The organism is Methylomonas albis (genome assembly GCF_014850955.1).
Classification (GTDB): Bacteria; Pseudomonadota; Gammaproteobacteria; order Methylococcales; family Methylomonadaceae; genus Methylomonas; species Methylomonas albis.
On record NZ_JACXSS010000001.1, the window covers coordinates 4,833,561 to 4,857,338 of the forward strand.

The 23,778-nt window shown below is 52.0% G+C and carries 15 protein-coding genes; 2 read left to right on the forward strand and 13 right to left on the reverse strand.

What is annotated here, in order from left to right:
• Positions 1–157: 157 nt before the first annotated feature.
• Positions 158–760, reverse strand: coding sequence for a peroxiredoxin (locus EBA_RS21805; RefSeq protein WP_064009166.1), 603 nt, complete (start codon positions 758–760; stop codon positions 158–160).
• Between the two features lie 251 nt (positions 761–1,011).
• On the opposite strand from EBA_RS21805, the gene EBA_RS21810 reads away from it, so the two are divergent.
• Positions 1,012–1,524: a hypothetical protein gene (locus EBA_RS21810; RefSeq protein WP_192376676.1), complete on the forward strand. Its 513-nt coding sequence runs from the start codon at positions 1,012–1,014 to the stop codon at positions 1,522–1,524.
• A gap of 17 nt (positions 1,525–1,541) precedes the next feature.
• On the opposite strand, the gene nadC is transcribed toward EBA_RS21810, so the two are convergent.
• Positions 1,542–2,369 (reverse strand): carboxylating nicotinate-nucleotide diphosphorylase, encoded by an 828-nt coding sequence (gene nadC / locus EBA_RS21815; protein ID WP_192376677.1) that lies wholly within the window; start codon positions 2,367–2,369, stop codon positions 1,542–1,544.
• Between the two features lie 128 nt (positions 2,370–2,497).
• On the opposite strand from nadC, the gene ampD reads away from it, so the two are divergent.
• Positions 2,498–3,064: a 1,6-anhydro-N-acetylmuramyl-L-alanine amidase AmpD gene (gene ampD, locus EBA_RS21820; protein ID WP_192377360.1), complete on the forward strand. Its 567-nt coding sequence runs from the start codon at positions 2,498–2,500 to the stop codon at positions 3,062–3,064.
• Between the two features lie 37 nt (positions 3,065–3,101).
• Here ampD and EBA_RS21825 read toward each other — a convergent pair whose 3' ends face one another.
• The 11 genes from EBA_RS21825 to EBA_RS21875 all read right to left on the reverse strand — a co-directional run bounded on the left by EBA_RS21825 (position 3,102) and on the right by EBA_RS21875 (position 23,774).
• Entirely contained in the window at positions 3,102–5,033 is a 1,932-nt protein-coding gene (locus tag EBA_RS21825) for a dynamin family protein (protein ID WP_192376678.1), read from the reverse strand.
• 102 nt (positions 5,034–5,135) lie between these two features.
• Positions 5,136–5,774, reverse strand: coding sequence for an orotate phosphoribosyltransferase (gene pyrE / locus EBA_RS21830; RefSeq protein WP_192376679.1), 639 nt, complete (start codon positions 5,772–5,774; stop codon positions 5,136–5,138).
• A 48-nt stretch (positions 5,775–5,822) separates the two neighbouring features.
• On the reverse strand, positions 5,823–6,971 hold the full coding sequence (gene hemW, locus EBA_RS21835; RefSeq protein WP_192376680.1) for a radical SAM family heme chaperone HemW: 1,149 nt from the start codon (positions 6,969–6,971) through the stop codon (positions 5,823–5,825).
• A complete protein-coding gene (locus EBA_RS21840) occupies positions 6,965–7,405 on the reverse strand; it encodes a VOC family protein (RefSeq protein WP_192376681.1) in 441 nt (146 codons plus the stop codon). Before EBA_RS21840 ends, hemW begins: the two co-directional genes overlap by 7 nt.
• 77 nt (positions 7,406–7,482) lie before the next feature.
• Positions 7,483–8,583, reverse strand: a complete 1,101-nt coding sequence (locus tag EBA_RS21845; RefSeq protein WP_192376682.1) for a protein-glutamate methylesterase/protein-glutamine glutaminase — start codon at positions 8,581–8,583, stop codon at positions 7,483–7,485.
• Entirely contained in the window at positions 8,580–9,086 is a 507-nt protein-coding gene (locus EBA_RS21850) for a chemotaxis protein CheD (RefSeq protein WP_192376683.1), read from the reverse strand. Before EBA_RS21850 ends, EBA_RS21845 begins: the two co-directional genes overlap by 4 nt.
• Before the next feature lie 13 nt (positions 9,087–9,099).
• A complete protein-coding gene (locus EBA_RS21855; RefSeq protein WP_192376684.1) occupies positions 9,100–9,939 on the reverse strand; it encodes a CheR family methyltransferase in 840 nt (279 codons plus the stop codon).
• 11 nt (positions 9,940–9,950) lie between these two features.
• Positions 9,951–10,514: a chemotaxis protein CheW gene (locus EBA_RS21860; protein WP_192376685.1), complete on the reverse strand. Its 564-nt coding sequence runs from the start codon at positions 10,512–10,514 to the stop codon at positions 9,951–9,953.
• Between the two features lie 9 nt (positions 10,515–10,523).
• Positions 10,524–15,422: a methyl-accepting chemotaxis protein gene (locus tag EBA_RS21865; protein ID WP_223146723.1), complete on the reverse strand. Its 4,899-nt coding sequence runs from the start codon at positions 15,420–15,422 to the stop codon at positions 10,524–10,526.
• Between the two features lie 151 nt (positions 15,423–15,573).
• The gene (locus EBA_RS21870; RefSeq protein WP_192376687.1) at positions 15,574–21,561 is read right to left on the reverse strand and encodes a methyl-accepting chemotaxis protein; all 5,988 of its coding nucleotides are present in this window, start codon (positions 21,559–21,561) and stop codon (positions 15,574–15,576) included.
• A gap of 32 nt (positions 21,562–21,593) precedes the next feature.
• Positions 21,594–23,774, reverse strand: a complete 2,181-nt coding sequence (locus EBA_RS21875; protein WP_192376689.1) for a chemotaxis protein CheA — start codon at positions 23,772–23,774, stop codon at positions 21,594–21,596.
• Between the last annotated feature and the right edge of the window lie 4 nt (positions 23,775–23,778).

Sequence of the window (23,778 nt, forward strand, 5' to 3'; positions counted from 1 at the left end):
ACCATACACGCGAATAACTTGCGAATTGCGGCGGCAGATTTACCAAGCAGCTCTGCCTAGATTTCTTCAATGTACTTCGTTCGGCCAGACAGAATGTTAGGCAAAAAAAAGGCGCATTGTCTAGACAATGCGCCTTATCTCAAAATAAAGCTAATGCTTACAGTTTATCAGCATTTTTACTCAGATATTCAGCTACACCAGCAGGATTGGCATTCATGCCTGCATCACCTTTAGTCCAACCCGCTGGGCAAACTTCGCCGTGCTCTTCATGGAACTGAAGCGCGTCAACCATGCGCAACATTTCGTCGAAGTTACGGCCCAGAGGCAAGTCGTTGACAACTTGATGACGGACAACACCTGCTTTATCAATCAAGAAACTACCGCGGAAAGCCACGCCACCAGCGGATTCAACATCATAGTCTTTGCAGATGCTATGCGTCATGTCGGCTGCCAGTGTGTAGCGAACGGGACCGATACCGCCTTGATTGACAGGCGTGTTGCGCCACGCGTTATGGGTAAAGTGCGAGTCAATAGAAACACCAACCACTTCAACGCCACGGCTTTTGAATTCGTCGATACGATGATCCAAAGCAATCAATTCGCTTGGGCAAACGAAGGTGAAATCCAAAGGATAAAAGAAAAGTACTGCATATTTGCCGCTAGTCGCACCGGAAAAACTGTAAGAGTCAACAATTTGACCGTCGCCTAATACCGCAGGAACTGTAAAGTCAGGAGCTTGCTTACCTACTAAAACGCTCATCAATTTTCTCCAAAATTAGTTACAAAAACAAAAGGTTAAGAGTATGTTTACGCCTCCGCAAAAAGGCTGAGACTTATTCTACACTAAATTAGTTGGTATTCACCTAATAATCCTAGCAAATTCCGCTTGCAAGACTGTCGATTTCGCGCTAATTTGTAATCCATAGCTTACACAAATAACAGGCGGTCTGCGTGCTTCGCGCTGCTTAAATTCACTATGCAGACCTTTGTGGATTTTTTAGGGTACGACAAATGGCAAAAGTAAAACACATTACAGAACCCGATACTTTCGGTTTTCAAGTACGCATCGTCCGGCGCGGCAAGGAAAGCAGCCGTTATTTTTCTCACAAGCTCTGGGGTAGCAAAACCAAGTCGCTGAAAGCCGCGATCACTTGGCGCGATCAGATGCTGGTGGTATTGAAAGGCAGCAAGACCCGCTTCCTAAAACCACCCAAAAACAAAACCACTACGGGCGTAACCGGCGTATCCAGAACCATCAAATTCGATCACCGCAAAGATAAAAGCTATCTTTGCTACACGGTATTTTGGGTAAAAGACGGGAAGTCCCGCAATAAAACCTTCCAAGTCGGTAATGTGGATACGGTCACCGCCGACGACGAATTACATGCGTTTCGAACCGCCCGTCTATTTCGCAGCTGCTACGAGCATGCCATAGATCACGACGCGCCGTTCGACGACACTAAATTCGTGAACTGGAAAAAATTGCGTTTATATGAAAATGAGATGTTGAACGCTGTTAACTGAGCGCATCAGCATGGTGATTAATCGATGCGTATGGCTATACGCATCGACAGATCCACCGCTGCGATGTTTTTGGTTAAGGCACCTATCGAAATAAAGTCGACGCCGGTTTCCGCTACAGATCGAATATTATCCAAAGTAATATTTCCTGACGCTTCTAGCTCTACCGCCCCCCGATTCCGTCCCACCGCTATACGCATATCGGCCAGCGAAAAATTATCCAGCATTATCCGATCCGGTTGCGAAGCAAAAGCCTGGGCAAATTCGTCAAGGTCTTCCACCTCCACCTCGACCGGCACATTCGCATAGCCTCTAGCCAGTCCAATCGCGTTGGCAATTGAGCCGGCCGCGATAATATGGTTTTCCTTGATTAGGACTGCATCGAATAAACCGATACGATGATTAAAACAACCACCGCACTTAACCGCGTATTTTTGCGCCAAACGCAAGCCGGGCACGGTTTTTCGGGTATCCAATACCTTACAGCCAGTCCCCGCCACAGCATCGGCATAGCGGCGAGCGGCAGTAGCCGTCGCGGATAAGGTTTGCAGCAAATTCAGCGCTGTGCGCTCGCCTGTCAGCAATGCGCGAGCAGGGCCATACAACCGGCATAGCAATGTATTCGCCGATACGCTCTCGCCCTCATCGCATTGCCAATCGACGACGACTCGTGGACTCAGTTGTTGAAACACAGCATCGAACCACGTTCGGCCACACAGCACCATGGGCTCTCGGGTCAACACTGTGGCATTAGCCTGGGCCTCGACCGAGACAATGCTGGCGGTAATATCGCCGCTACCTATATCTTCGGCGAGATAACGCGCGATTTCTGCGGAACTTGGTTGCATGGACGTGATAATGGGCGATGAACAAGGCTGGTCATTATAAACCGCAAACTCGTGACTACCGAACGAAACTCAGACCAATCAGCAAGCAAATCTTTAAAATACCGCAACACCCTCAGAGCTTGAAAACTATGATGATTCTCGACCACTACCTGAGTAGCGCTTGCCAGATCGCTTCGCCGAACTGCGACGATAGACCGGATCCCGACGACGTTTCCTTATTAGTAATCCATTGCATCAGCCTGCCTCCGGAGCAATTCGAGGGCGGCTATATCGACCAACTGTTTTGCAACTGCCTGGATCCAAGCGCGCATCCTTATTTCCAAGACATACATCAGCTTAAGGTGTCCGCGCATTTACTGATTCGCCGGGATGGCAGCATTAGACAATATGTACCGTTCAACCGCAGAGCCTGGCACGCAGGCGTCTCAAAATATCAAGACAGGGAACGTTGTAACGACTTTTCTATTGGTATTGAGCTGGAAGGCGCAATAAGCGTGGAATACACGAACATGCAATACCAGAAGCTAGTCGATGTGACTAAAACCTTGCTGGCAAATTATCCGAAATTGTCGAACCAGCTCATTGTCGGTCATAGCGACATCGCCCCTGGCCGAAAAACTGACCCCGGCCCTTTTTTCGACTGGCCGCACTTTCACGAATTGCTAGCTTTTAAAGTTGCGAGCCCCTCGGAATAAGCGGCGTAAGCGCCCCTCAAGGAACAATTGAACAGAGCTAATCGGCTTTAGCTTCCAAATGCACGGATTTAAGAATCTCGAGTAACTCTTGATACTGAACTTGTAGCGGCCCCAATTCACCCTCTAACTGCGCAATACTCTCGTTGACATTGCCTTTGGATTCGTTGATTTTTCTGAGCATAATCAAACGGCTTTCGATTTGCTTTTTGTGGTCCTTGATTTGGTGCATCAGCGGTGACAGAACGCTATTGCTCCAAGTAACCGCATCGCGCTGGGCGAGTTGCAATATATTTCTGGCCTTCGCTATCAACGTACCGTATAGCTTGTTAACCACTATACTTTGCTCGGTCATCGTGGTTTTGGCGCTATTGCGAAACGCTTCGCCTTCGTCAAAAATCTGCTCCAGCTCAAACTGGTGCTGTTTTATCGAAAACAACTGTGGCTCGATTTCCTTAAAGCCGTATTCGTCCTGAAATTTTTTGTGAATGGCTTTAATCAAGCGCCGAGTTTCTTCGGTCATATCCACCGAGTCCTGCAACAGATCGCGCAACTCGTCGAACAACCTACGCATATTCTGTTTCATACCGTAAGTGGTCAGGCTTTTGCTCATATCGTCCTTGGTACGTCTGATGATGTCATCGATTTTTTCTTTGGCAAAAGAGTCGATTAACATTTTGGCTTGTACTGCGAACACTTTGCGGCTGGCCTGAAAGTTCTCGATATTGGCCATATAAGCGTTTTGACGGTCGCGGGTTTCCGCCATCAATTTACCGGTCAATTCCTGATTCTCGAAATCGACCTGCTTGAATTCGTCGAGCTGCTTTTGAGCGTTAACAATCTTAGAATCCATCAGCTTGACGGATTCGCTAACCAGAAAGCCAATTTCCTTATCGACCACCCCTTTCAGAATGTCCCGACGTTGGTCGAGAATATCATCTGACAAATAGCTTTCCAGCAGATTGAGACGACTTTTTTGCAGCAAGGCATCGTCGCCCTTCACCTTAGCCAATAAAGCCTGTTTCGCGGAAACCGGAAAAATAACTTCCTTCTCCAGATTCAGAATCATCGCCGAGGTTTCGATTTGTTTTTGGATCGAGGCTTCGTAACCCGTTTCGCCAGCCAAGTCGTCCCACATCGAGTCGATTTTATTCATTACCACGGCCAAGCCTTGGCGACGATTACCCCTGGAACTACAGACGTGGCTTTTCCACATTTCCAAGTCGCTTTTAGTCACGCCGGTATCGGCGGCCAAAACGAAAATAATGGCTTGCGCACTAGGCAACATACTTAAAGTTAGCTCAGGCTCAGTACCCAGGGCATTCAAGCCCGGCGTATCCAGAATGCACAAACCTTCTTTCAATAAGGGATGTGGAAAACTGATCATCGCATGCCGCCAACACGGCACTTCCACGGATTCCGGGTTGATAATGCCTTGCTCGGCGGCTTCGCGTTCGTTCCACAAACCCAGCTTATCGGCCATTTCCCGAGAAACCCGCTTAGTCGAAATCAATTCTCTGAATGCTTCCTGCATCTGGGTAGGCGAATCACAATTCAGATCGATTTGCGTCCACCGGTCAGGATTACGCTTGTAATCCATCAAGGAAATATCTTCCAAACGACTCTCGATATTGAGCAATCGAATATAACTGCCGCCCTTTTCATCCCAGAATAGCTCAGTAGGCGACATCGTAGTGCGGCCCGGCGACGACGGCAACAAACGCACGCCGGTTTCCGCAAAAAACAGCGCGTTGATTAACTCGGTTTTACCTCTGGAAAACTCCGCCACAAACGCCAAGGTAACGCGATCATTATGCAAGCCTTGCAATATATTCAGCAAGGTATCGGTACTTTGCGGGTCACTGAAGCGATAGCGATTACGCCACTCCCGATACAATTCGATACCCTGAATCAGTTGTTCGCGCCAATGCGTGTATTCGTGCAACTGTTCTTTAAATTCCAGATTTCTCATGGCTCGCCTTTGTTCCGACTGTACTCAATATAAGGGGCAAATTGTAACGGCTAAGTGTAGACCAATAATCCATAAGCAAAAGCCTAAGGCACGCATGACTACTCAAATTCCGTACTGCTGTCGATAGGCTTGGATAATAGCCAACTTATCCGTCGAACCGTCTTCTTGGGCAATAAACTCAATGATATCCGCCAAACAGATTATCGCAATCACCGGAATGCCGAATTGTACCGACACTTCCTGCACGGCCGACAATTCGTTCTGACCTTTTTCCTGACGATCCAGCGCTATAAGCACCCCCGCCACCGTTGCTCTGGCCGCGTTGATAATCTCCACCGATTCGCGCACCGAAGTGCCGGCGGTAATCACATCATCCAGAATCCAGACCTTGCCTTGCAAGGGTGCACCGACCAACACGCCACCCTCGCCGTGATCCTTGGCTTCCTTGCGGTTAAATGCAAACGGAATATCGCGCTGCAAGCGGGAATACGCAATCGAGGTAGTACTGACCAAGGGAATGCCTTTGTAAGCCGGACCGTACAAAACGTCTATCTCGACGCCAGCACTAATCAGCGCCTGCGCATAAAACTGCCCCAGCTTATCCAGCTGAGCGCCGCTGTTAAACAAACCGGTATTAAAGAAATAAGGACTGACTCGTCCGGACTTTAAGTGAAATTCGCCAAACTTTAATACGCCGCAATCCAAAGCGTACTGAATAAACTGTTTTTGGTAATCAAGCATGGTGGAGTGTTACAAATCTAAAATGAGAGCAATTATACCCGTGCGTATTTAATCGATGAATTTTTCTAGGACCACATCCAGAAAATCCCAGCCTTTTTCGGTACAGCTATAAACCGAGCCCTGCCGACACAGTAGACCTTGCTCCAGACAAACCGACAAATTCGGCTCCAAGCTATCCGCCGCCAATCCGGTAGCCGCTTCATAGTCGTTCAAACTAAATCCAGCCTTCAATCGCAATTGGTTCATCAGGAACTCTAACGGCAATTGTGCGACAACAATCGCTTCACATTGCAACCGACCGGGTTGAAACAAATAGTGTTCGGGGCTTCTCGGTTTAACCGTGCGAACAATCTCGTTCGGCAAGGTTCGGCTGATCTTGCCGTGCGCGCCGGCACCTATCCCCAAATAATCGCCAAATTGCCAGTAATTGCGATTGTGCAAAGATTGTTTGCCAGGCTTTGCATACGCGGAAACTTCGTACTGCTGATAGCCGTGATCCGCCAACAAGCGCTGGCAACGCTTTTGCGCGTTGAATATCACATCGTCTTCCGGCAGTTTCGGCGGAAATTTATAAAAATACGTGTTGGGTTCCAGCGTCAACTGGTAAAAGGAGATATGGGTTGGGGCCAGATCAATAGCCATTTCCACATCGTTCAAGGCTTCAACCTCACTCTGATCCGGTAAGCCGAACATCAAATCAAGATTGAAATTATCGAACCCGGCCTTAACCGCTATTTCCACCGCCGCCCTGGCTTCGGCGGCGGAATGCACCCGGCCTAATGTCCGCAAATGCCGGTCCTGGAAGCTTTGAATACCTATCGACAGGCGATTGATGCCTAAATCCCGAAACTCCTGAAATTTTGCACTTTCAAAGGTCCCGGGATTGGCTTCCAAGGTAATTTCACACTGTTCCGCCAAGGGTACTAACTGTCTGGCACCGGCCAACAAACGATGCAACGCCTCCGGCGAGAACAAGCTGGGGGTGCCACCTCCCATAAATATGCTGTTGATGTTCCGCGGCGCACCCAACAATTCCAAATCAGCTTGCAAATCGATCAACAAGGCATCGACATAAGCCTCTTCCGGAATGGGATTCTTAACGGCGTGGGAATTAAAATCGCAATACGGGCACTTCTGGATACACCAGGGAAAATGGATATAAAGACTCAGCGGCAACAATTCGACAGGCCTTACCACACGCCGACATTTGCCATGGAGGCCCACGGCTCTTGCGGTGGCAACGCACTACCCTTTTGCAATAATTCGATGGAGATTTGGTCGGGCGAACGCAAAAATGCCATGCAGCCATCGCGTGGCGGCCGATTAATCGTCACGTCTCGTGCCATCAAATCTCGGCAAACCGCATAAATATCGTCCACTTCAAAGGCTAAATGGCCAAAATTACGGCCTCCGCCATAATCCTCAGTATCCCAATTGTAGGTAAGCTCCAGCAATGGCGCGTCAAGCACTTCGGCATTTTGCCGGTCGCTAGTGGCGGCCAGATATACCAAAGTAAAACGCCCGGCATCACTTTCCATCCGCCGAACTTCAGCCAACCCTAATTTATTGCAATAAAAATCCAGCGATGCGGCAAGATCCTTTACCCGAACCATGGTGTGTAAATAACGCATATTGGCCGCCCCGAAAAATAAAAGCGCAATTATGACTGAGTCGGCGCCAAATATAGAAGTTTTGCGCGCTGTGGCGTTTACTTTCCATATTGTTCGATAAGGCCGGCAATCGCCTGTAGCGGTAACTCCTGCTGCACGGCGCCCAGTTTCATGGCTTCTTTAGGCATACCGTAAACCACGCAGGTTTTTTCATCCTGGCCGGCTGTGCGCGCGCCGACTGCATGCATATCTTTAAGCCCCCGCGCGCCGTCATCACCCATGCCGGTCATGATGATACCCAATGCGTTTTTCCCAGCCCATTTGGCCACCGAACGAAACAATACATCGACGGACGGCCGATGCCTATTCACTAACGGCCCATCTTGGACATCAACCACATACTGAGCGCCACTGCGTTTTACGGACATATGCTTACCACCCGGCGCGATTAACGCTCGACCGGCAATAACCCTATCTCCGCTTACCGCTTCTTTGACTTCAATTTCGCAAATGCTATTCAGACGCGCGGCAAACGCGCCGGTAAATTTTTCCGGCATATGCTGCACAATCACAATGCCTGGACTGATTCGAGATAACTGTGTCAACACAACTTCCAAAGCTTGCGTCCCCCCGGTAGAGGTGCCGATTGCCACCAAGCGGTCCGTGGTAGCCGCCAAAGCGGAAGCACTGGCATTGGCATTGGCATTGGCACTTACGGTCGTTGCTTGCTCATTTTGCACCCGACCAGGCTTAGCGTGAACCGCCATGGTCATGGCCTTCATACACCGCATATCGGTCATTGCGGCGGCCTTGATCGCATGAATAATGTCGCCGCTATCATCCTCCAAAAAGCTTTTCAAGCCGGCCTTGGGCTTGGTAACGATACCGGTAGCACCGGCAGACAGCGCCTGCATGGTGGTTTCCGCGCCTTTTTCGGTCAGTGTGGAACAAATCACCACCGGTGTCGGCCGTACCGACATAATCTTTTTCAAAAACGTAATGCCGTCCATTCGGGGCATTTCCACATCCAGTACAACCACATCCGGCCAATCCTGGTTCATTTTCGCCATGGCAAATATCGGATCGGATACGGAACCTAACACCTTAATATCGGCGGACTTGCTCAACAGTTGCGTCAGCACTTGGCGAACCACAGCGGAATCGTCGACGATCAATACCCCTATTTTTTTGTCGCTCATGCGCTAATCTCCTCTAATTCTTTAGAAATATGCCGCATATACACATGCCCGCTCCACAAATCGAAAATAACATTGCGGTGGCCCGTTCCGCCTAAATGCTCGGCTTTTATATGAAACCCGTGTTCCGCCAGCAATGCTCTGCCCGCTAACACGTTGTTATCGGAAACCCTGAGATTGGCAGGTTTCGAGTGCCCTGGAAACTGGTCCCCACCACCAAACACTTTCACCTCGTAATCAGCAGGCCTGGTTTTGGTTTTATGCAACTCTTGCATAAACATCAGCATCGCATCGTCCGCATAACGGCCATCCAAACCTTTGTGGCGTTGTATGCGCCTATTACCCGGCAGCATAAAATGGCACATACCGCCAATCCGCCGCGTAGGGTGCCATAAGGTAATCGCCACACATGAGCCCAAAACAGTCCTGATGCGCGTTTCGCTATCGCCAAAATACAGCTCCCCAGGCTGCAAAAAAATGTCGATAAAAAAATCCGGCTTTTTCATATAACTTCCAGTCTCATGTATTAATCGGTTTGCGATAAATCGACGGTGTAACAATTTGCAAATCGGTTTTCATACCACTCAAAGACTCAGAATGACTCACAAAAAAATAACCTCCAGGTTGAAGATATTTGGTAATCCGCTCCAACAAGCGCTGCTTGGTCTCCATATCGAAATAAATCATCACATTTCTAAGAAAAATAACATCGAACATATCCAAATTCGGTAAGTTGCTGATCAAATTTGCGTAAATAAACTTCACATGCTTACGCACCGCAGGATCAATCAAGAAAAACCCATCGAAGTCGCCAGTCCCTTTCAAGCAATATTTCTTTAACAACATCGTCGGGATTTTTTCGGCAGCATGATTCGGGTACAGACCGCGGCGGGCCTTATCCAAAATACGGCTGGAAATATCAGTCCCCACTATCTCCCACTGCCCCAACCTAGCTTGATTCGCCAATAACATAGCCAGCGTATAGGCCTCTTCACCACTGGAACTTGCCGCGCTCCATACCCGAAAAGGCTTGCCCGACGAATGCTGAGGCAGAATCTGCTCGGTCAAATAGTCAAAATGCTTGGACTCCCGAAAAAAATACGTTTCATTGGTTGTCAATAAATCGATCGCCATCGTGGTTTCTTTCTCGAAACCGGGCTTACCGAATAACCGAAAATATTCGGTGTAGTTGCTCAGTCCATGATGCCGCAGCCGCTTTTCCAAGCGGCCCATGACCATGGCATGCTTACTGTCATTCAGGACAATACCGGCATGCTTGTACAAATAATCCTTAATCCAGGAAAACTCATGCTTCTGCAGTACCGGAGAAGAGCCATACACACGGTTGTTAGCGGTCATTGTCACGCACCCTACTCAATCGCTCCTTCATGAGCAGGCCCGGCGATGGTTTGCCCCAATGCCGCCATTTCATCCACGGAAAGAACTTTGTTTACGTTCAATAAAATTACAAAACGATTGTCGCGTTTCGCCATGCCATTAATAAAATCGGGCCTAATACCGGCGCCGAAACTGGGCGGCGGCTCGATATCCTGCCGGCTGATCTCCACCACCTCATTAACGGCGTCAACGATAATGCCAATATCCTGGCTAAGCTCATCTTCGTTTTCGCCGGCGGAGGTCTCGACAATAACAATTCCGGTACGCTTGACAATTTGCGTTGTCCCCCTCCCGAAACGCGCCAACAAATCGATGACAGGCACCACGCTACCGCGCAAGTTGATCACACCGCGCACAAAAGACGGCATCATCGGCACTTCTGTAAGTTGCCCGTAATCGATAATCTCCTTAATGTTTAAAATACCCAATGCGTAAACCTCGCCACCCAATACAAAAGTCAGGTACTGGCCGGCATTGGCTAACGCGTCAGGGCTTATGGCCGGCAACTGTGCCGACGTGGTTGCTATTGCTCCCATGACAGCCCCCTAGAAGCGTTCAAATTGGCTTAAATCAAACTCCGCCTCATGCTCGTCCGCATCGCTACTTGGCTTAACCGCTTTGACTTTCTCGATTCGCTTCGGCGCTTTTTTGACGGCGCGTCCGGCGCTCGGAGCAGCCTGACCGATTTTGAAAAACGCCATCAGAGATTGCAGCTGTTCGGATTGGCCGGTCATCTCTTCCGCTGTCGCCGCCAACTGCTCGCTGGCCGAGGCGTTTTGCTGGGTGATTTGGTTCATTTGGTTCATCGCATTGTTGACTTGGCTGACGCCGGCCGATTGCTCTTGCGAGGCGGCAGCGATTTCTTGGACCAGGTCGGAGGTTTTGGCGATGCTCGGTACGATTTCGTCCAGCAGTTTGCCGGCGCTTTCGGCGGTCTTCACGCTGCTGTCCGCCAATTCACCAATTTCCTGCGCCGCCACTTGGCTGCGTTCCGCCAATTTGCGCACTTCCGCCGCCACCACCGCAAAGCCTTTGCCGTGGTCGCCCGCTCGCGCCGCTTCAATGGCGGCGTTTAAGGCCAACATGTTGGTCTGGTAGGCGATGTCGTCGATGATGCCGATTTTGTTGGCGATTTCTTTCATCGCGTCGACGGTTTGTTTTACCGCGCCGCCGCCTTCGACGGCTTCTTTGGAGGCTTTGCCGGCCATGCCATCGGTGACTTTGGCGTTCTCGGCGTTTTGGTTGATGCTGGCCGCCATTTCTTCGATACTGGCGCTGGTTTCTTCCACGCTGGCGGCTTGTTCGCTGGCCGCTTGCGATAGCGACTGCGAGGTGGAGCTGATTTGCTCGGAAGCATTGGTCAGCTGGTCGGCCGCGACGATCACGTCGCTTATGGTTTTGGAGAGGTTGGCAATGGTGTTGTTGACGGTATCTTTGAAGTCGCCGAGTTGACCACGGTAGTCGCCCCTTACGGTGCGGGTCAAGTCGCCTTGTTCGACCAGGGACAGGACTTCGACCGCTTCGTTGAGCGGTAGAATCACCCCATCCAGGGTATCGTTGACGCCTTCGACGATTTTACGGAAGTCGCCTTGGTGTTTGCCGGCATCCGCGCGGGTTTGCAGGCGACCTTCCTGGGCGGCAGATGCCAGCAGGTTGGCGTCGGCCACCAAAGCATTGACGGCATCGATGCAGGTGTTGAGGTTGTTTTTGATGACGTTGAAGTCGCCGTTGTAGGTGTCGGTGATCTTGGCGGGAATGTTGCCGCGGGAGATGTTGTCGACATAATTTGCAGCCACGTTGAGCGGACCGATCACGGCATCCAGGGTGTTGTTGACGCCTTCGACGATTTTCCGGTAGTCGCCTTGGTATTGGCTGGCGTCGGCGCGGGTGGCCAGGCGGCCTTCGATCGCGGCTTTTTCCAGTGCAGCGGCTTCGGTCACCATGTTGCTGATGGCGTCGATGCAGTTGTTCAGGTTGTTTTTGATGGTGTTGAAGTCACCGTTGTAGGTGTCGGTGATTTTCGCCGGGATGTTACCTTTGGAGATGTTGTCCACGTAGTCCGCTGCCACGTTCAAGGGGCCGATCACGGAGTCCAGGGTGTTATTGACGCCTTCGACGATTTTGCCGAAGTCGCCTTGGTGTTTGCTGGCGTCGGCACGGGTGGACAAGCGGCCGTCCACGGCGGCTTTGGCCAGTAGGTTGGCGTCGGCCACCAGGGCGTTGACGGCATCGATGCAGGTGTTGAGGTTGTTTTTGATGACGTTGAAGTCGCCGTTGTAGGTGTCGGTGATCTTGGCGGGAATGTTGCCGCGGGAGATGTTGTCGACATAATTTGCAGCCACGTTGAGCGGACCGATCACGGCATCCAGGGTGTTGTTGACGCCTTCGACGATTTTCCGGTAGTCGCCTTGGTATTGGCTGGCGTCGGCGCGGGTGGCCAGGCGGCCTTCGATCGCGGCTTTTTCCAGTGCAGCGGCTTCGGTCACCATGTTGCTGATGGCGTCGATGCAGTTGTTCAGGTTGTTTTTGATGGTGTTGAAGTCACCGTTGTAGGTGTCGGTGATTTTCGCCGGGATGTTACCTTTGGAGATGTTGTCCACGTAGTCCGCTGCCACGTTCAAGGGGCCGATCACGGAGTCCAGGGTGTTATTGACGCCTTCGACGATTTTGCCGAAGTCGCCTTGGTGTTTGCTGGCGTCGGCACGGGTGGACAAGCGGCCGTCCACGGCGGCTTTGGCCAGTAGGTTGGCGTCGGCCACCAGGGCGTTGACGGCATCGATGCAGGTGTTGAGGTTGTTTTTGATGACGTTGAAGTCGCCGTTGTAGGTGTCGGTGATCTTGGCGGGAATGTTGCCGCGGGAGATGTTGTCGACGTAGTTGGCGGCGACGTTGAGCGGGACGATCACGGCATCCAGGGTGTTGTTGACGCCTTCGACGATTTTCCGGTAGTCGCCTTGGTATTGGCTGGCGTCGGCGCGGGTGGCCAGGCGGCCTTCGATCGCGGCTTTTTCCAGTGCAGCGGCTTCGGTCACCATGTTGCTGATGGCGTCGATGCAGTTGTTCAGGTTGTTTTTGATGGTGTTGAAGTCACCGTTGTAGGTGTCGGTGATTTTCGCCGGGATGTTACCTTTGGAGATGTTGTCCACGTAGTCCGCTGCCACGTTCAAGGGGCCGATCACGGAGTCCAGGGTGTTATTGACGCCTTCGACGATTTTGCCGAAGTCGCCTTGGTGTTTGCTGGCGTCGGCACGGGTGGACAGGCGGCCGTCCACGGCGGCTTTGGCCAGTAGGTTGGCGTCGGCCACCAGGGCGTTGACGGCATCGATGCAGGTGTTGAGGTTGTTTTTGATGACGTTGAAGTCGCCGTTGTAGGTGTCGGTGATCTTGGCGGGGATGTTGCCGCGGGAGATGTTGTCGACGTAGTTGGCGGCGACGTTGAGCGGGACGATCACGGCATCCAGGGTGTTGTTGACGCCTTCGACGATTTTCCGGTAGTCGCCTTGGTATTGGCTGGCGTCGGCGCGGGTGGCCAGGCGGCCTTCGATCGCGGCTTTTTCCAGTGCAGCGGCTTCGGTCACCATGTTGCTGATGGCGTCGATGCAGTTGTTCAGGTTGTTTTTGATGGTGTTGAAGTCACCGTTGTAGGTGTCGGTGATTTTCGCCGGGATGTTACCTTTGGAGATGTTGTCCACGTAGTCCGCTGCCACGTTCAAGGGGCCGATCACGGAGTCCAGGGTGTTATTGACGCCTTCGACGATTTTGCCGAAGTCGCCTTGGTGTTTGCTGGCGTCGGCACGGGTGGACAAGCGGCCGTCCACGGCGGCTTTGGCCAGTAGGTTGGCGTCGGCCACCAGGGCGTTGACGGCATCGATGCAGGTGTTGAGGTTGTTTTTGATGACGTTGAAGTCGCCGTTGTAGGTGTCGGTGATCTTGGCGGGAATGTTGCCGCGGGAGATGTTGTCGACGTAGTTGGCGGCGACGTTGAGCGGGACGATCACGGCATCCAGGGTGTTGTTGACGCCTTCGACGATTTTCCGGTAGTCGCCTTGGTATTGGCTGGCGTCGGCGCGGGTGGCCAGGCGGCCTTCGATCGCGGCTTTTTCCAGTGCAGCGGCTTCGGTCACCATGTTGCTGATGGCGTCGATGCAGTTGTTCAGGTTGTTTTTGATGGTGTTGAAGTCACCGTTGTAGGTGTCGGTGATTTTCGCCGGGATGTTACCTTTGGAGATGTTGTCCACGTAGTCCGCTGCCACGTTCAAGGGGCCGATCACGGAGTCCAGGGTGTTATTGACGCCTTCCACCAATTTACGAAAGTCACCTTGATGTTTAGACGCATCAGCGCGAGTACTTAACTTACCTTCCACAGCAGCCATAGCCAGCAGATTGGCGTCGGCGACCACCGCTTTCAAGTTACCGCGCACCAATTCAATAGTTTCGTTGATAAAGACTTTTTTACCTGGTAATTTTTCCATCGGCGCATCGAAGTTACCATCTCCAAAGGCTCTAAATACCGCCATCGCAATCTTCTTAACAGCAATGTGTCCATTAACCATATCGTTAACGCCTTTGGCTACGGCTTTAAAGCTGCCGTGAAATTTGTGCTGATCGACAACGACGTCTATCTCGCCTTTTTCATGTTCATTAGCCATGTGATCCATTTCGGCCAATAGGGCTTTAATGTTATCGCTCAGCCGCTTCATGTTAGCCATCACACTGGTTTCATCGCCGGCTCGCACCGGAATTTGGCTGTCCAAATCACCTTGCGAAATGTTATACGCCAAGTCCGCTACCAAGCTCGGCTCTCCACCCAGCTGCCGCATTAGATTGCGGGCAATGAATAAACCCAGGGCGCCAACAATGGCAGCCGCCAGTAGTGAAATCAGGATGGAAATGGTGGTTGCTGTGGATTGAATAGCCACCGCCTCATCCGAAGATTGCTTACCCAGACGCTGATTGTAGCCACTGTGATTTTTGAAAGCAGTCAGCAGTTTGTCGACCACGGCTTGATTGGACATCATGAAATCGCGCGCTTCACCGTTCTTATTTAGCCTGGAGAGGTCGCGAACTTTTAATCTTAACTTGTCATACTCCGCCAAAGCGCTTTTATCTTCGGCCAAAAGTCTTTTATCTTCGTCGTCCGCCAAAAACTTTTCGTAGTCCTTCAGCAACTTATCAATATTGGCACGTTTGCTGTCTATTTCTTTCTCCACAGGAACCATAGCAGCATCTTCGGTTTCGGTCAGATGTTGCCAGACATGAGCACGAACCCCGGATATTTCACCGACGATGTCGTTCAACAGCAAGACGCTAGGCAAAGTGTTGATAGTATTGAAATTGGTTGCGGTATAGACCTTATCGATCTGTACGTAATTGAAGCTGGCCAAACCCGCCAACCCCAATACGGCCGACCCGATTAATAACAACATGCGTTGTGTGACTGTCATTGTTAAACCCTCTGATTATTTAAAAAAGTTTCGCTCGCGCGTTATTCAATTTCTGCATCCCTTACGGTGCCACTTGCTCACCGCGATTTCGCCGATCTCCTTTGTAATCGGCACCGTTTTAAAACGACACCTATGACGGTGCCGTCTGCGCTTACAAATGCGCTCGTTTTTTTAATTCCGTAATTGCCAATCCCACCTCGCTGGACGCGGTGGCATATGCGCTGCCTCTATCCAACATCGATTCGGCAGTCTCATATTGGCCACTATTGATAATTTCTGCGACTCTGCCCGCCTCCTTGTGAAATGCAGCGTGCTTTTGCAGACAATCTTTAAAGCTGGCTAATTGCTGAAATTGCTTTTGACCGGGACCGTGCAACCACTTACCCAATTTGCAACAGTTGTCCCTACCGATAGTTGCCGAATCCATCTGCTCGTGCTGACTAATCCCCCGGCGTAGCTTGATTTTCCATTCACTATGGGCTTGCAGCGCCGCGTCCAAATCGATGGACTCAACCTCGGCCGCTACTGCCGGTGATTTTCCGGTTGCGGCGAAACTCTGTCCGCCTTTAGAGATTTTGAAAAACGCCATCAGAGATTGCAGCTGTTCGGATTGGCCGGTCATCTCTTCCGCTGTCGCCGCCAACTGCTCGCTGGCCGAGGCGTTTTGCTGGGTGATTTGGTTCATTTGGTTCATCGCATTGTTGACTTGGCTGACGCCGGCCGATTGCTCTTGCGAGGCGGCAGCGATTTCTTGGACCAGGTCGGAGGTTTTGGCGATGCTCGGTACGATTTCGTCCAGCAGTTTGCCGGCGCTTTCGGCGGTCTTCACGCTGCTGTCCGCCAATTCACCAATTTCCTGCGCCGCCACTTGGCTGCGTTCCGCCAATTTGCGCACTTCCGCCGCCACCACCGCAAAGCCTTTGCCGTGGTCGCCCGCTCGCGCCGCTTCAATGGCGGCGTTTAAGGCCAACATGTTGGTCTGGTAGGCGATGTCGTCGATGATGCCGATTTTGTTGGCGATTTCTTTCATCGCGTCGACGGTTTGTTTTACCGCGCCGCCGCCTTCGACGGCTTCTTTGGAGGCTTTGCCGGCCATGCCATCGGTGACTTTGGCGTTCTCGGCGTTTTGGTTGATGCTGGCCGCCATTTCTTCGATACTGGCGCTGGTTTCTTCCACGCTGGCGGCTTGTTCGCTGGCCGCTTGCGATAGCGACTGCGAGGTGGAGCTGATTTGCTCGGAAGCATTGGTCAGCTGGTCGGCCGCGACGATCACGTCGCTTATGGTTTTGGAGAGGTTGGCAATGGTGTTGTTGACGGTATCTTTGAAGTCGCCGAGTTGACCACGGTAGTCGCCCCTTACGGTGCGGGTCAAGTCGCCTTGTTCGACCAGGGACAGGACTTCGACCGCTTCGTTGAGCGGTAGAATCACCCCATCCAGGGTATCGTTGACGCCTTCGACGATTTTACGGAAGTCGCCTTGGTGTTTGCCGGCATCCGCGCGGGTTTGCAGGCGACCTTCCTGGGCGGCAGATGCCAGCAGGTTGGCGTCGGCCACCAAAGCATTGACGGCATCGATGCAGGTGTTGAGGTTGTTTTTGATGACGTTGAAGTCGCCGTTGTAGGTGTCGGTGATCTTGGCGGGAATGTTGCCGCGGGAGATGTTGTCGACATAATTTGCAGCCACGTTGAGCGGACCGATCACGGCATCCAGGGTGTTGTTGACGCCTTCGACGATTTTCCGGTAGTCGCCTTGGTATTGGCTGGCGTCGGCGCGGGTGGCCAGGCGGCCTTCGATCGCGGCTTTTTCCAGTGCAGCGGCTTCGGTCACCATGTTGCTGATGGCGTCGATGCAGTTGTTCAGGTTGTTTTTGATGGTGTTGAAGTCACCGTTGTAGGTGTCGGTGATTTTCGCCGGGATGTTACCTTTGGAGATGTTGTCCACGTAGTCCGCTGCCACGTTCAAGGGGCCGATCACGGAGTCCAGGGTGTTATTGACGCCTTCGACGATTTTGCCGAAGTCGCCTTGGTGTTTGCTGGCGTCGGCACGGGTGGACAAGCGGCCGTCCACGGCGGCTTTGGCCAGTAGGTTGGCGTCGGCCACCAGGGCGTTGACGGCATCGATGCAGGTGTTGAGGTTGTTTTTGATGACGTTGAAGTCGCCGTTGTAGGTGTCGGTGATCTTGGCGGGAATGTTGCCGCGGGAGATGTTGTCGACATAATTTGCAGCCACGTTGAGCGGACCGATCACGGCATCCAGGGTGTTGTTGACGCCTTCGACGATTTTCCGGTAGTCGCCTTGGTATTGGCTGGCGTCGGCGCGGGTGGCCAGGCGGCCTTCGATCGCGGCTTTTTCCAGTGCAGCGGCTTCGGTCACCATGTTGCTGATGGCGTCGATGCAGTTGTTCAGGTTGTTTTTGATGGTGTTGAAGTCACCGTTGTAGGTGTCGGTGATTTTCGCCGGGATGTTACCTTTGGAGATGTTGTCCACGTAGTCCGCTGCCACGTTCAAGGGGCCGATCACGGAGTCCAGGGTGTTATTGACGCCTTCGACGATTTTGCCGAAGTCGCCTTGGTGTTTGCTGGCGTCGGCACGGGTGGACAAGCGGCCGTCCACGGCGGCTTTGGCCAGTAGGTTGGCGTCGGCCACCAGGGCGTTGACGGCATCGATGCAGGTGTTGAGGTTGTTTTTGATGACGTTGAAGTCGCCGTTGTAGGTGTCGGTGATCTTGGCGGGAATGTTGCCGCGGGAGATGTTGTCGACATAATTTGCAGCCACGTTGAGCGGACCGATCACGGCATCCAGGGTGTTGTTGACGCCTTCGACGATTTTCCGGTAGTCGCCTTGGTATTGGCTGGCGTCGGCGCGGGTGGCCAGGCGGCCTTCGATCGCGGCTTTTTCCAGTGCAGCGGCTTCGGTCACCATGTTGCTGATGGCGTCGATGCAGTTGTTCAGGTTGTTTTTGATGGTGTTGAAGTCACCGTTGTAGGTGTCGGTGATTTTCGCCGGGATGTTACCTTTGGAGATGTTGTCCACGTAGTCCGCTGCCACGTTCAAGGGGCCGATCACGGAGTCCAGGGTGTTATTGACGCCTTCGACGATTTTGCCGAAGTCGCCTTGGTGTTTGCTGGCGTCGGCACGGGTGGACAAGCGGCCGTCCACGGCGGCTTTGGCCAGTAGGTTGGCGTCGGCCACCAGGGCGTTGACGGCATCGATGCAGGTGTTGAGGTTGTTTTTGATGACGTTGAAGTCGCCGTTGTAGGTGTCGGTGATCTTGGCGGGAATGTTGCCGCGGGAGATGTTGTCGACGTAGTTGGCGGCGACGTTGAGCGGGACGATCACGGCATCCAGGGTGTTGTTGACGCCTTCGACGATTTTCCGGTAGTCGCCTTGGTATTGGCTGGCGTCGGCGCGGGTGGCCAGGCGGCCTTCGATCGCGGCTTTTTCCAGTGCAGCGGCTTCGGTCACCATGTTGCTGATGGCGTCGATGCAGTTGTTCAGGTTGTTTTTGATGGTGTTGAAGTCACCGTTGTAGGTGTCGGTGATTTTCGCCGGGATGTTACCTTTGGAGATGTTGTCCACGTAGTCCGCTGCCACGTTCAAGGGGCCGATCACGGAGTCCAGGGTGTTATTGACGCCTTCGACGATTTTGCCGAAGTCGCCTTGGTGTTTGCTGGCGTCGGCACGGGTGGACAAGCGGCCGTCCACGGCGGCTTTGGCCAGTAGGTTGGCGTCGGCCACCAAAGCATTGACGGCATCGATGCAGGTGTTGAGGTTGTTTTTGATGACGTTGAAGTCGCCGTTGTAGGTGTCGGTGATCTTGGCGGGAATGTTGCCGCGGGAGATGTTGTCGACATAATTTGCAGCCACGTTGAGCGGACCGATCACGGCATCCAGGGTGTTGTTGACGCCTTCGACGATTTTCCGGTAGTCGCCTTGGTATTGGCTGGCGTCGGCGCGGGTGGCCAGGCGGCCTTCGATCGCGGCTTTTTCCAGTGCAGCGGCTTCGGTCACCATGTTGCTGATGGCGTCGATGCAGTTGTTCAGGTTGTTTTTGATGGTGTTGAAGTCACCGTTGTAGGTGTCGGTGATTTTCGCCGGGATGTTACCTTTGGAGATGTTGTCCACGTAGTCCGCTGCCACGTTCAAGGGGCCGATCACGGAGTCCAGGGTGTTATTGACGCCTTCGACGATTTTGCCGAAGTCGCCTTGGTGTTTGCTGGCGTCGGCACGGGTGGACAGGCGGCCGTCCACGGCGGCTTTGGCCAGTAGGTTGGCGTCGGCCACCAGGGCGTTGACGGCATCGATGCAGGTGTTGAGGTTGTTTTTGATGACGTTGAAGTCGCCGTTGTAGGTGTCGGTGATCTTGGCGGGGATGTTGCCGCGGGAGATGTTGTCGACGTAGTTGGCGGCGACGTTGAGCGGGACGATCACGGCATCCAGGGTGTTGTTGACGCCTTCGACGATTCTGCCGAAATCGCCTTGGTGTTTGGTGGCGTCAGCCCTAGTGGACAGTTTGCCTTCAACTGCAGCTTGCGACAGCACCCTGGCATCGGCAATAAGCGCCTGCACTGAAAACACCGCCGCCTTTATGCCCTCATTGAGCTGATTGAATTCCAAACCGTAATTGTTGGTGTCTTGTCGCGGCATTTGGCCTTGGCCGAACATCGTCAAAGCCTGCGTCATGGATTTTACCGGCCTAAGCACACCCATCACGATGTACCAACTAAGTGCCAAGAAACTGCTCAGCGAGAGTAACAACACTGTTAGGGTAGTAAAAATGATCGAATTTATCCTCTCCAAACGGGCATCGAAACCACTATTTAGTAGCTGGCCCAGTCCGGCGGATTTCGCATAATACTGGTTGATGCTGGTGCTTAAAGTTTGTACATAGTCCTTAGCGTCTGACTGTGATCTGGTGGAATTCAGAATTTTTTCTTCCGTGAGCGCTAATGCTTGCTTGGCATCCTGACTGGCTTTAAGCAGTGCTGAGCGGGTGAGGTCGTCAAGCAGGTCAATTTTGGCGATGGTTTCATCGATTATCGCCAAATTTTCCTCGGCGGCACTGTTCAGTTCGTGTAAAGCGCCATGGTCGGCTGCCGCTTTTCCTTCCGTTATTGGTAGGACTATGGCCCGCATCATTTCAAGTTTTTCGGTTAAGTCCGGCACTTGGTTAATGGCGAATACGGCCAAGTAGTAAGTACCGGCTTCCGGATCCAAGGCAATACCCGATTTTTCCGTTATCGAGCGGTTAAATGCGTGTAACTGCTCAACGAATTCGTTATGTTTGTCATAATTGGCACTGACACCCAGTTGATTAACATCTTTTATCAGCTCCTGCCATTGCTTGCGCAATTGACTCCACGCGGATGTCAACCCGAGCGCCGATAAATGGCTGTCTACTTTGTCGATTACCTGAAGTTGTTGAGCAACTTCGTTACGTTTTGTCTCCCAGCTACCAGCCTCTTTACCGTTACCGCCCAATACGGCAGCGCCTAAATTGCGGTGTTCCAGCACCAGCTGCATTAATTTGATGGTTTCCGAGCTATAGTCCACGCCTTGTTTCTCTTTAAGCGTGGCGCTCTTTTCTTCCAGGCTGCGGCTAATGAGTAAATAGGTAGGCACCGCGAACATCAATATGGCTAAAAAAATCAAAGCGATAAATTTTTGCCCCAGCTTTATACCTGTTAACAACTTGTTGATTTTTCTGTCTTGAAAGGGGTTTTTTATGCCGCCGGCTTTGATACGCGTATATAAAGACGCAGCCTCGTTAACCTCTTCTCGGCTAGGTCTGAAACGAATAGAGCGATAGCCGACAATCCGTCCGTCGGTATAAATCGGAGACACATTGGCATCCACCCAGTAGTAATCGCCGTTTTTGGATCTGTTTTTGACTAAACCGCGCCAACTACATCCGGACATAATCGTCTGCCACATCCATTCAAAGGCTTCCGCGGGCATGTCGGGATGGCGCACTATGCTGTGAGCTTGCCCAAGCAACTCCTCCTCGCTAAAGCCGCTCAGTTTTACAAAAGCCGGACTAACACTGGTTATATGTCCATCCAGATCTGTGGTGGAGGCAAGAACATCTTCTTCAGAAAAATGCAGTTCGGTATTTGTAACAGGCTGATTATTTCTCATTACTCTAATCCATAAGACTTACTGGGATTTATTCACGCTGGATATAGCTGTGTATTGCGCTGGAGTTTTTGTTCAAAAGAACTGACCAACACCGGCACATCCAGGATTAACGCCACTTCGCCGCTGCCCAATATGGTGGAACCGCCCAAGCCCTGAACATGGGCAAACAGTTTGCCCAATGGCTTGATGACGGTTTGGAATTCACCGAGTAGACGATCCACGACCAACCCGGTTTTGCTACCGGCCACCTCAACGACTATGACGTTGGAGCGGCGCGGCGGTTGCTCAACTATGCCGAACAGACTGCGGAGACGGATAAACGGCAATACTTCACCGCGTAAATCCATGTAATCGTGAGTTTCTGTGTCGTTGGTTAATTCCAGGCATTCCACCACCCGATCCAGCGGCACAACGAACGATGCCTTACCGACGCCAACCAAAAAGCCATCGATAATCGCTAGGGTGAGCGGCAAACGAACCCGTATGGTGGTGCCAACGCCCATGCTGCTTTCAACTTCGATGCTGCCGCGCAAATCAGTGACATTGCGCTTCACCACATCCATGCCCACACCGCGACCGGACAAGTTGGAGATTTGCGCGGCCGTGGAAAAGCCCGGCTCGAAGATAAGCGCGTAGACTTCCTGATCGGTCAGTTTGGCATCAGCCGCGACCAGGCCTTTCTCAACAGCTTTTGCCAAAATGCGCTCGCGGTTTAAGCCACCGCCATCATCGCCAACCTCAATGGCAATGGTGCCCGACTCATGATAGGCATTCAGGCGCAGGCTGCCTTGACTGGGCTTGCCGTTTTGTTGGCGAACTTCGGCCGACTCGATGCCGTGGTCCATGGCGTTACGCACCAAATGCATCAGCGGATCGCCAATTTTTTCGACAACGGATTTATCTACTTCGGTATCACCGCCGGTTATAACCAAATTGATCTCTTTGCCCAGATCCTTGCTGACGTCCCGAACCACGCGCTGGAAACGGCTGAATGTCGAGCCTATGGGCACCATGCGTAATTGCAATGCGCTATCGCGAACCTCTTCGACTAGGCGCATCATTTCGCTCGTCGCTTCCAAGAGCACTGTTTCGGCGACTTGCAGCGCACGCAAGTTCACACCGGCACTGGAGATCACCAGTTCGCCAATCAGATCGATCAACTTGTCCAGGCGCTCCGCATCTACCCGAATACTCTGATTTTCACGGGCTTTGTTGTCTTTGATCTGCTTTTGTTTTTCCAACGCTGCATTGATCAAAGGCTGCTGGACGACACGCTGCCCTACCAATATTTCGCCTATCGGTTGCGCTGTCTGGCTGTTTTCGGAATCTATTTTTTGCTTGCTTAAGCCTTCGTCCAACTCGCGTTTGGTCAACACACCGCTTTTTACCAGTAGCTCACCGAGGAAAATATCGTCTTCCGGCAAGGAACGAATCAATTCAATGTAATCACCAATGGCACTTTCCAAAGGCAAGATGTGTATCAAGCTATCGCCACGGACAAACTCGAATACATTTTCCAACGCTTCCTTGCCGGCATGGCTTTTAACGTCTATCTCAAAGCCCAAATAATTAGTTTCCGGATCCATGTCCTCGGCAGCCGGAATACTGTTGGTGATGGTCGTCAGATTGACGATATTGCCTAGCGTAGAGAGGTAGCGGATGAAGGACAAAGGGTCCATACCACTGCGTAAGCTGTCTGCACCAAATCGCAAGGACAAATGCCAGTCGCCTGTTTCCACATCCCCGCCGCCCGAGGCTTCGAAACGCTCCTGAGCCGGTGTAAAGGCCGCTACTTTGTTATCGCTATCGCACTCCAGAAAAGGCCTTAACTCGACTAACAGATCATCTCCGGCGGCTGTGGTCGTCGGATTTTCATCGACATCGCCATCGATTACCGCGCGGATCAGTAAAGCCATGTGATCGCAGCAAGGCAGCAACACAGCGATCAACTCGGAGCTTACCGCCACCTTACCCTCACGGACCAGGTCTAAAACACTTTCCACTACATGGGTAAATTTAACGATATGATCGAGTCCAAATAAGCCGGACGAGCCTTTTATCGTGTGTGCGGCGCGAAATATGGAATTAATCCGTTCCGTGGGATCTTCGCCATCTTCAAGACTTAGCAGGCCATCTTCCATATCCTGCAATAACTCCAGACTTTCTATTGTAAAAGTGACCAGAGCCGCCTTCATTTCAGCATCGATACTCATATCC

Bases quoted from the DNA above. Each gene is read 5' to 3' on its own strand.
- EBA_RS21805 (WP_064009166.1), bottom strand. From the start codon at position 760: ATGAGCGTTTTAGTAGGTAAGCAAGCTCCTGACTTTACAGTTCCTGCG.
- EBA_RS21810 (WP_192376676.1), top strand. From the start codon at position 1,012: ATGGCAAAAGTAAAACACATTACAGAACCCGATACTTTCGGTTTTCAA.
- nadC (WP_192376677.1), bottom strand. From the start codon at position 2,369: ATGCAACCAAGTTCCGCAGAAATCGCGCGTTATCTCGCCGAAGATATA.
- ampD (WP_192377360.1), top strand. From the start codon at position 2,498: ATGATGATTCTCGACCACTACCTGAGTAGCGCTTGCCAGATCGCTTCG.
- EBA_RS21825 (WP_192376678.1), bottom strand. From the start codon at position 5,033: ATGAGAAATCTGGAATTTAAAGAACAGTTGCACGAATACACGCATTGG.
- pyrE (WP_192376679.1), bottom strand. From the start codon at position 5,774: ATGCTTGATTACCAAAAACAGTTTATTCAGTACGCTTTGGATTGCGGC.
- EBA_RS21840 (WP_192376681.1), bottom strand. From the start codon at position 7,405: ATGCGTTATTTACACACCATGGTTCGGGTAAAGGATCTTGCCGCATCG.
- EBA_RS21845 (WP_192376682.1), bottom strand. From the start codon at position 8,583: ATGAGCGACAAAAAAATAGGGGTATTGATCGTCGACGATTCCGCTGTG.
- EBA_RS21850 (WP_192376683.1), bottom strand. From the start codon at position 9,086: ATGAAAAAGCCGGATTTTTTTATCGACATTTTTTTGCAGCCTGGGGAG.
- EBA_RS21855 (WP_192376684.1), bottom strand. From the start codon at position 9,939: ATGACCGCTAACAACCGTGTGTATGGCTCTTCTCCGGTACTGCAGAAG.
- EBA_RS21860 (WP_192376685.1), bottom strand. From the start codon at position 10,514: ATGGGAGCAATAGCAACCACGTCGGCACAGTTGCCGGCCATAAGCCCT.
- EBA_RS21865 (WP_223146723.1), bottom strand. From the start codon at position 15,422: ATGACAGTCACACAACGCATGTTGTTATTAATCGGGTCGGCCGTATTG.
- EBA_RS21870 (WP_192376687.1), bottom strand. From the start codon at position 21,561: ATGAGAAATAATCAGCCTGTTACAAATACCGAACTGCATTTTTCTGAA.
- EBA_RS21875 (WP_192376689.1), bottom strand. From the start codon at position 23,774: ATGAGTATCGATGCTGAAATGAAGGCGGCTCTGGTCACTTTTACAATA.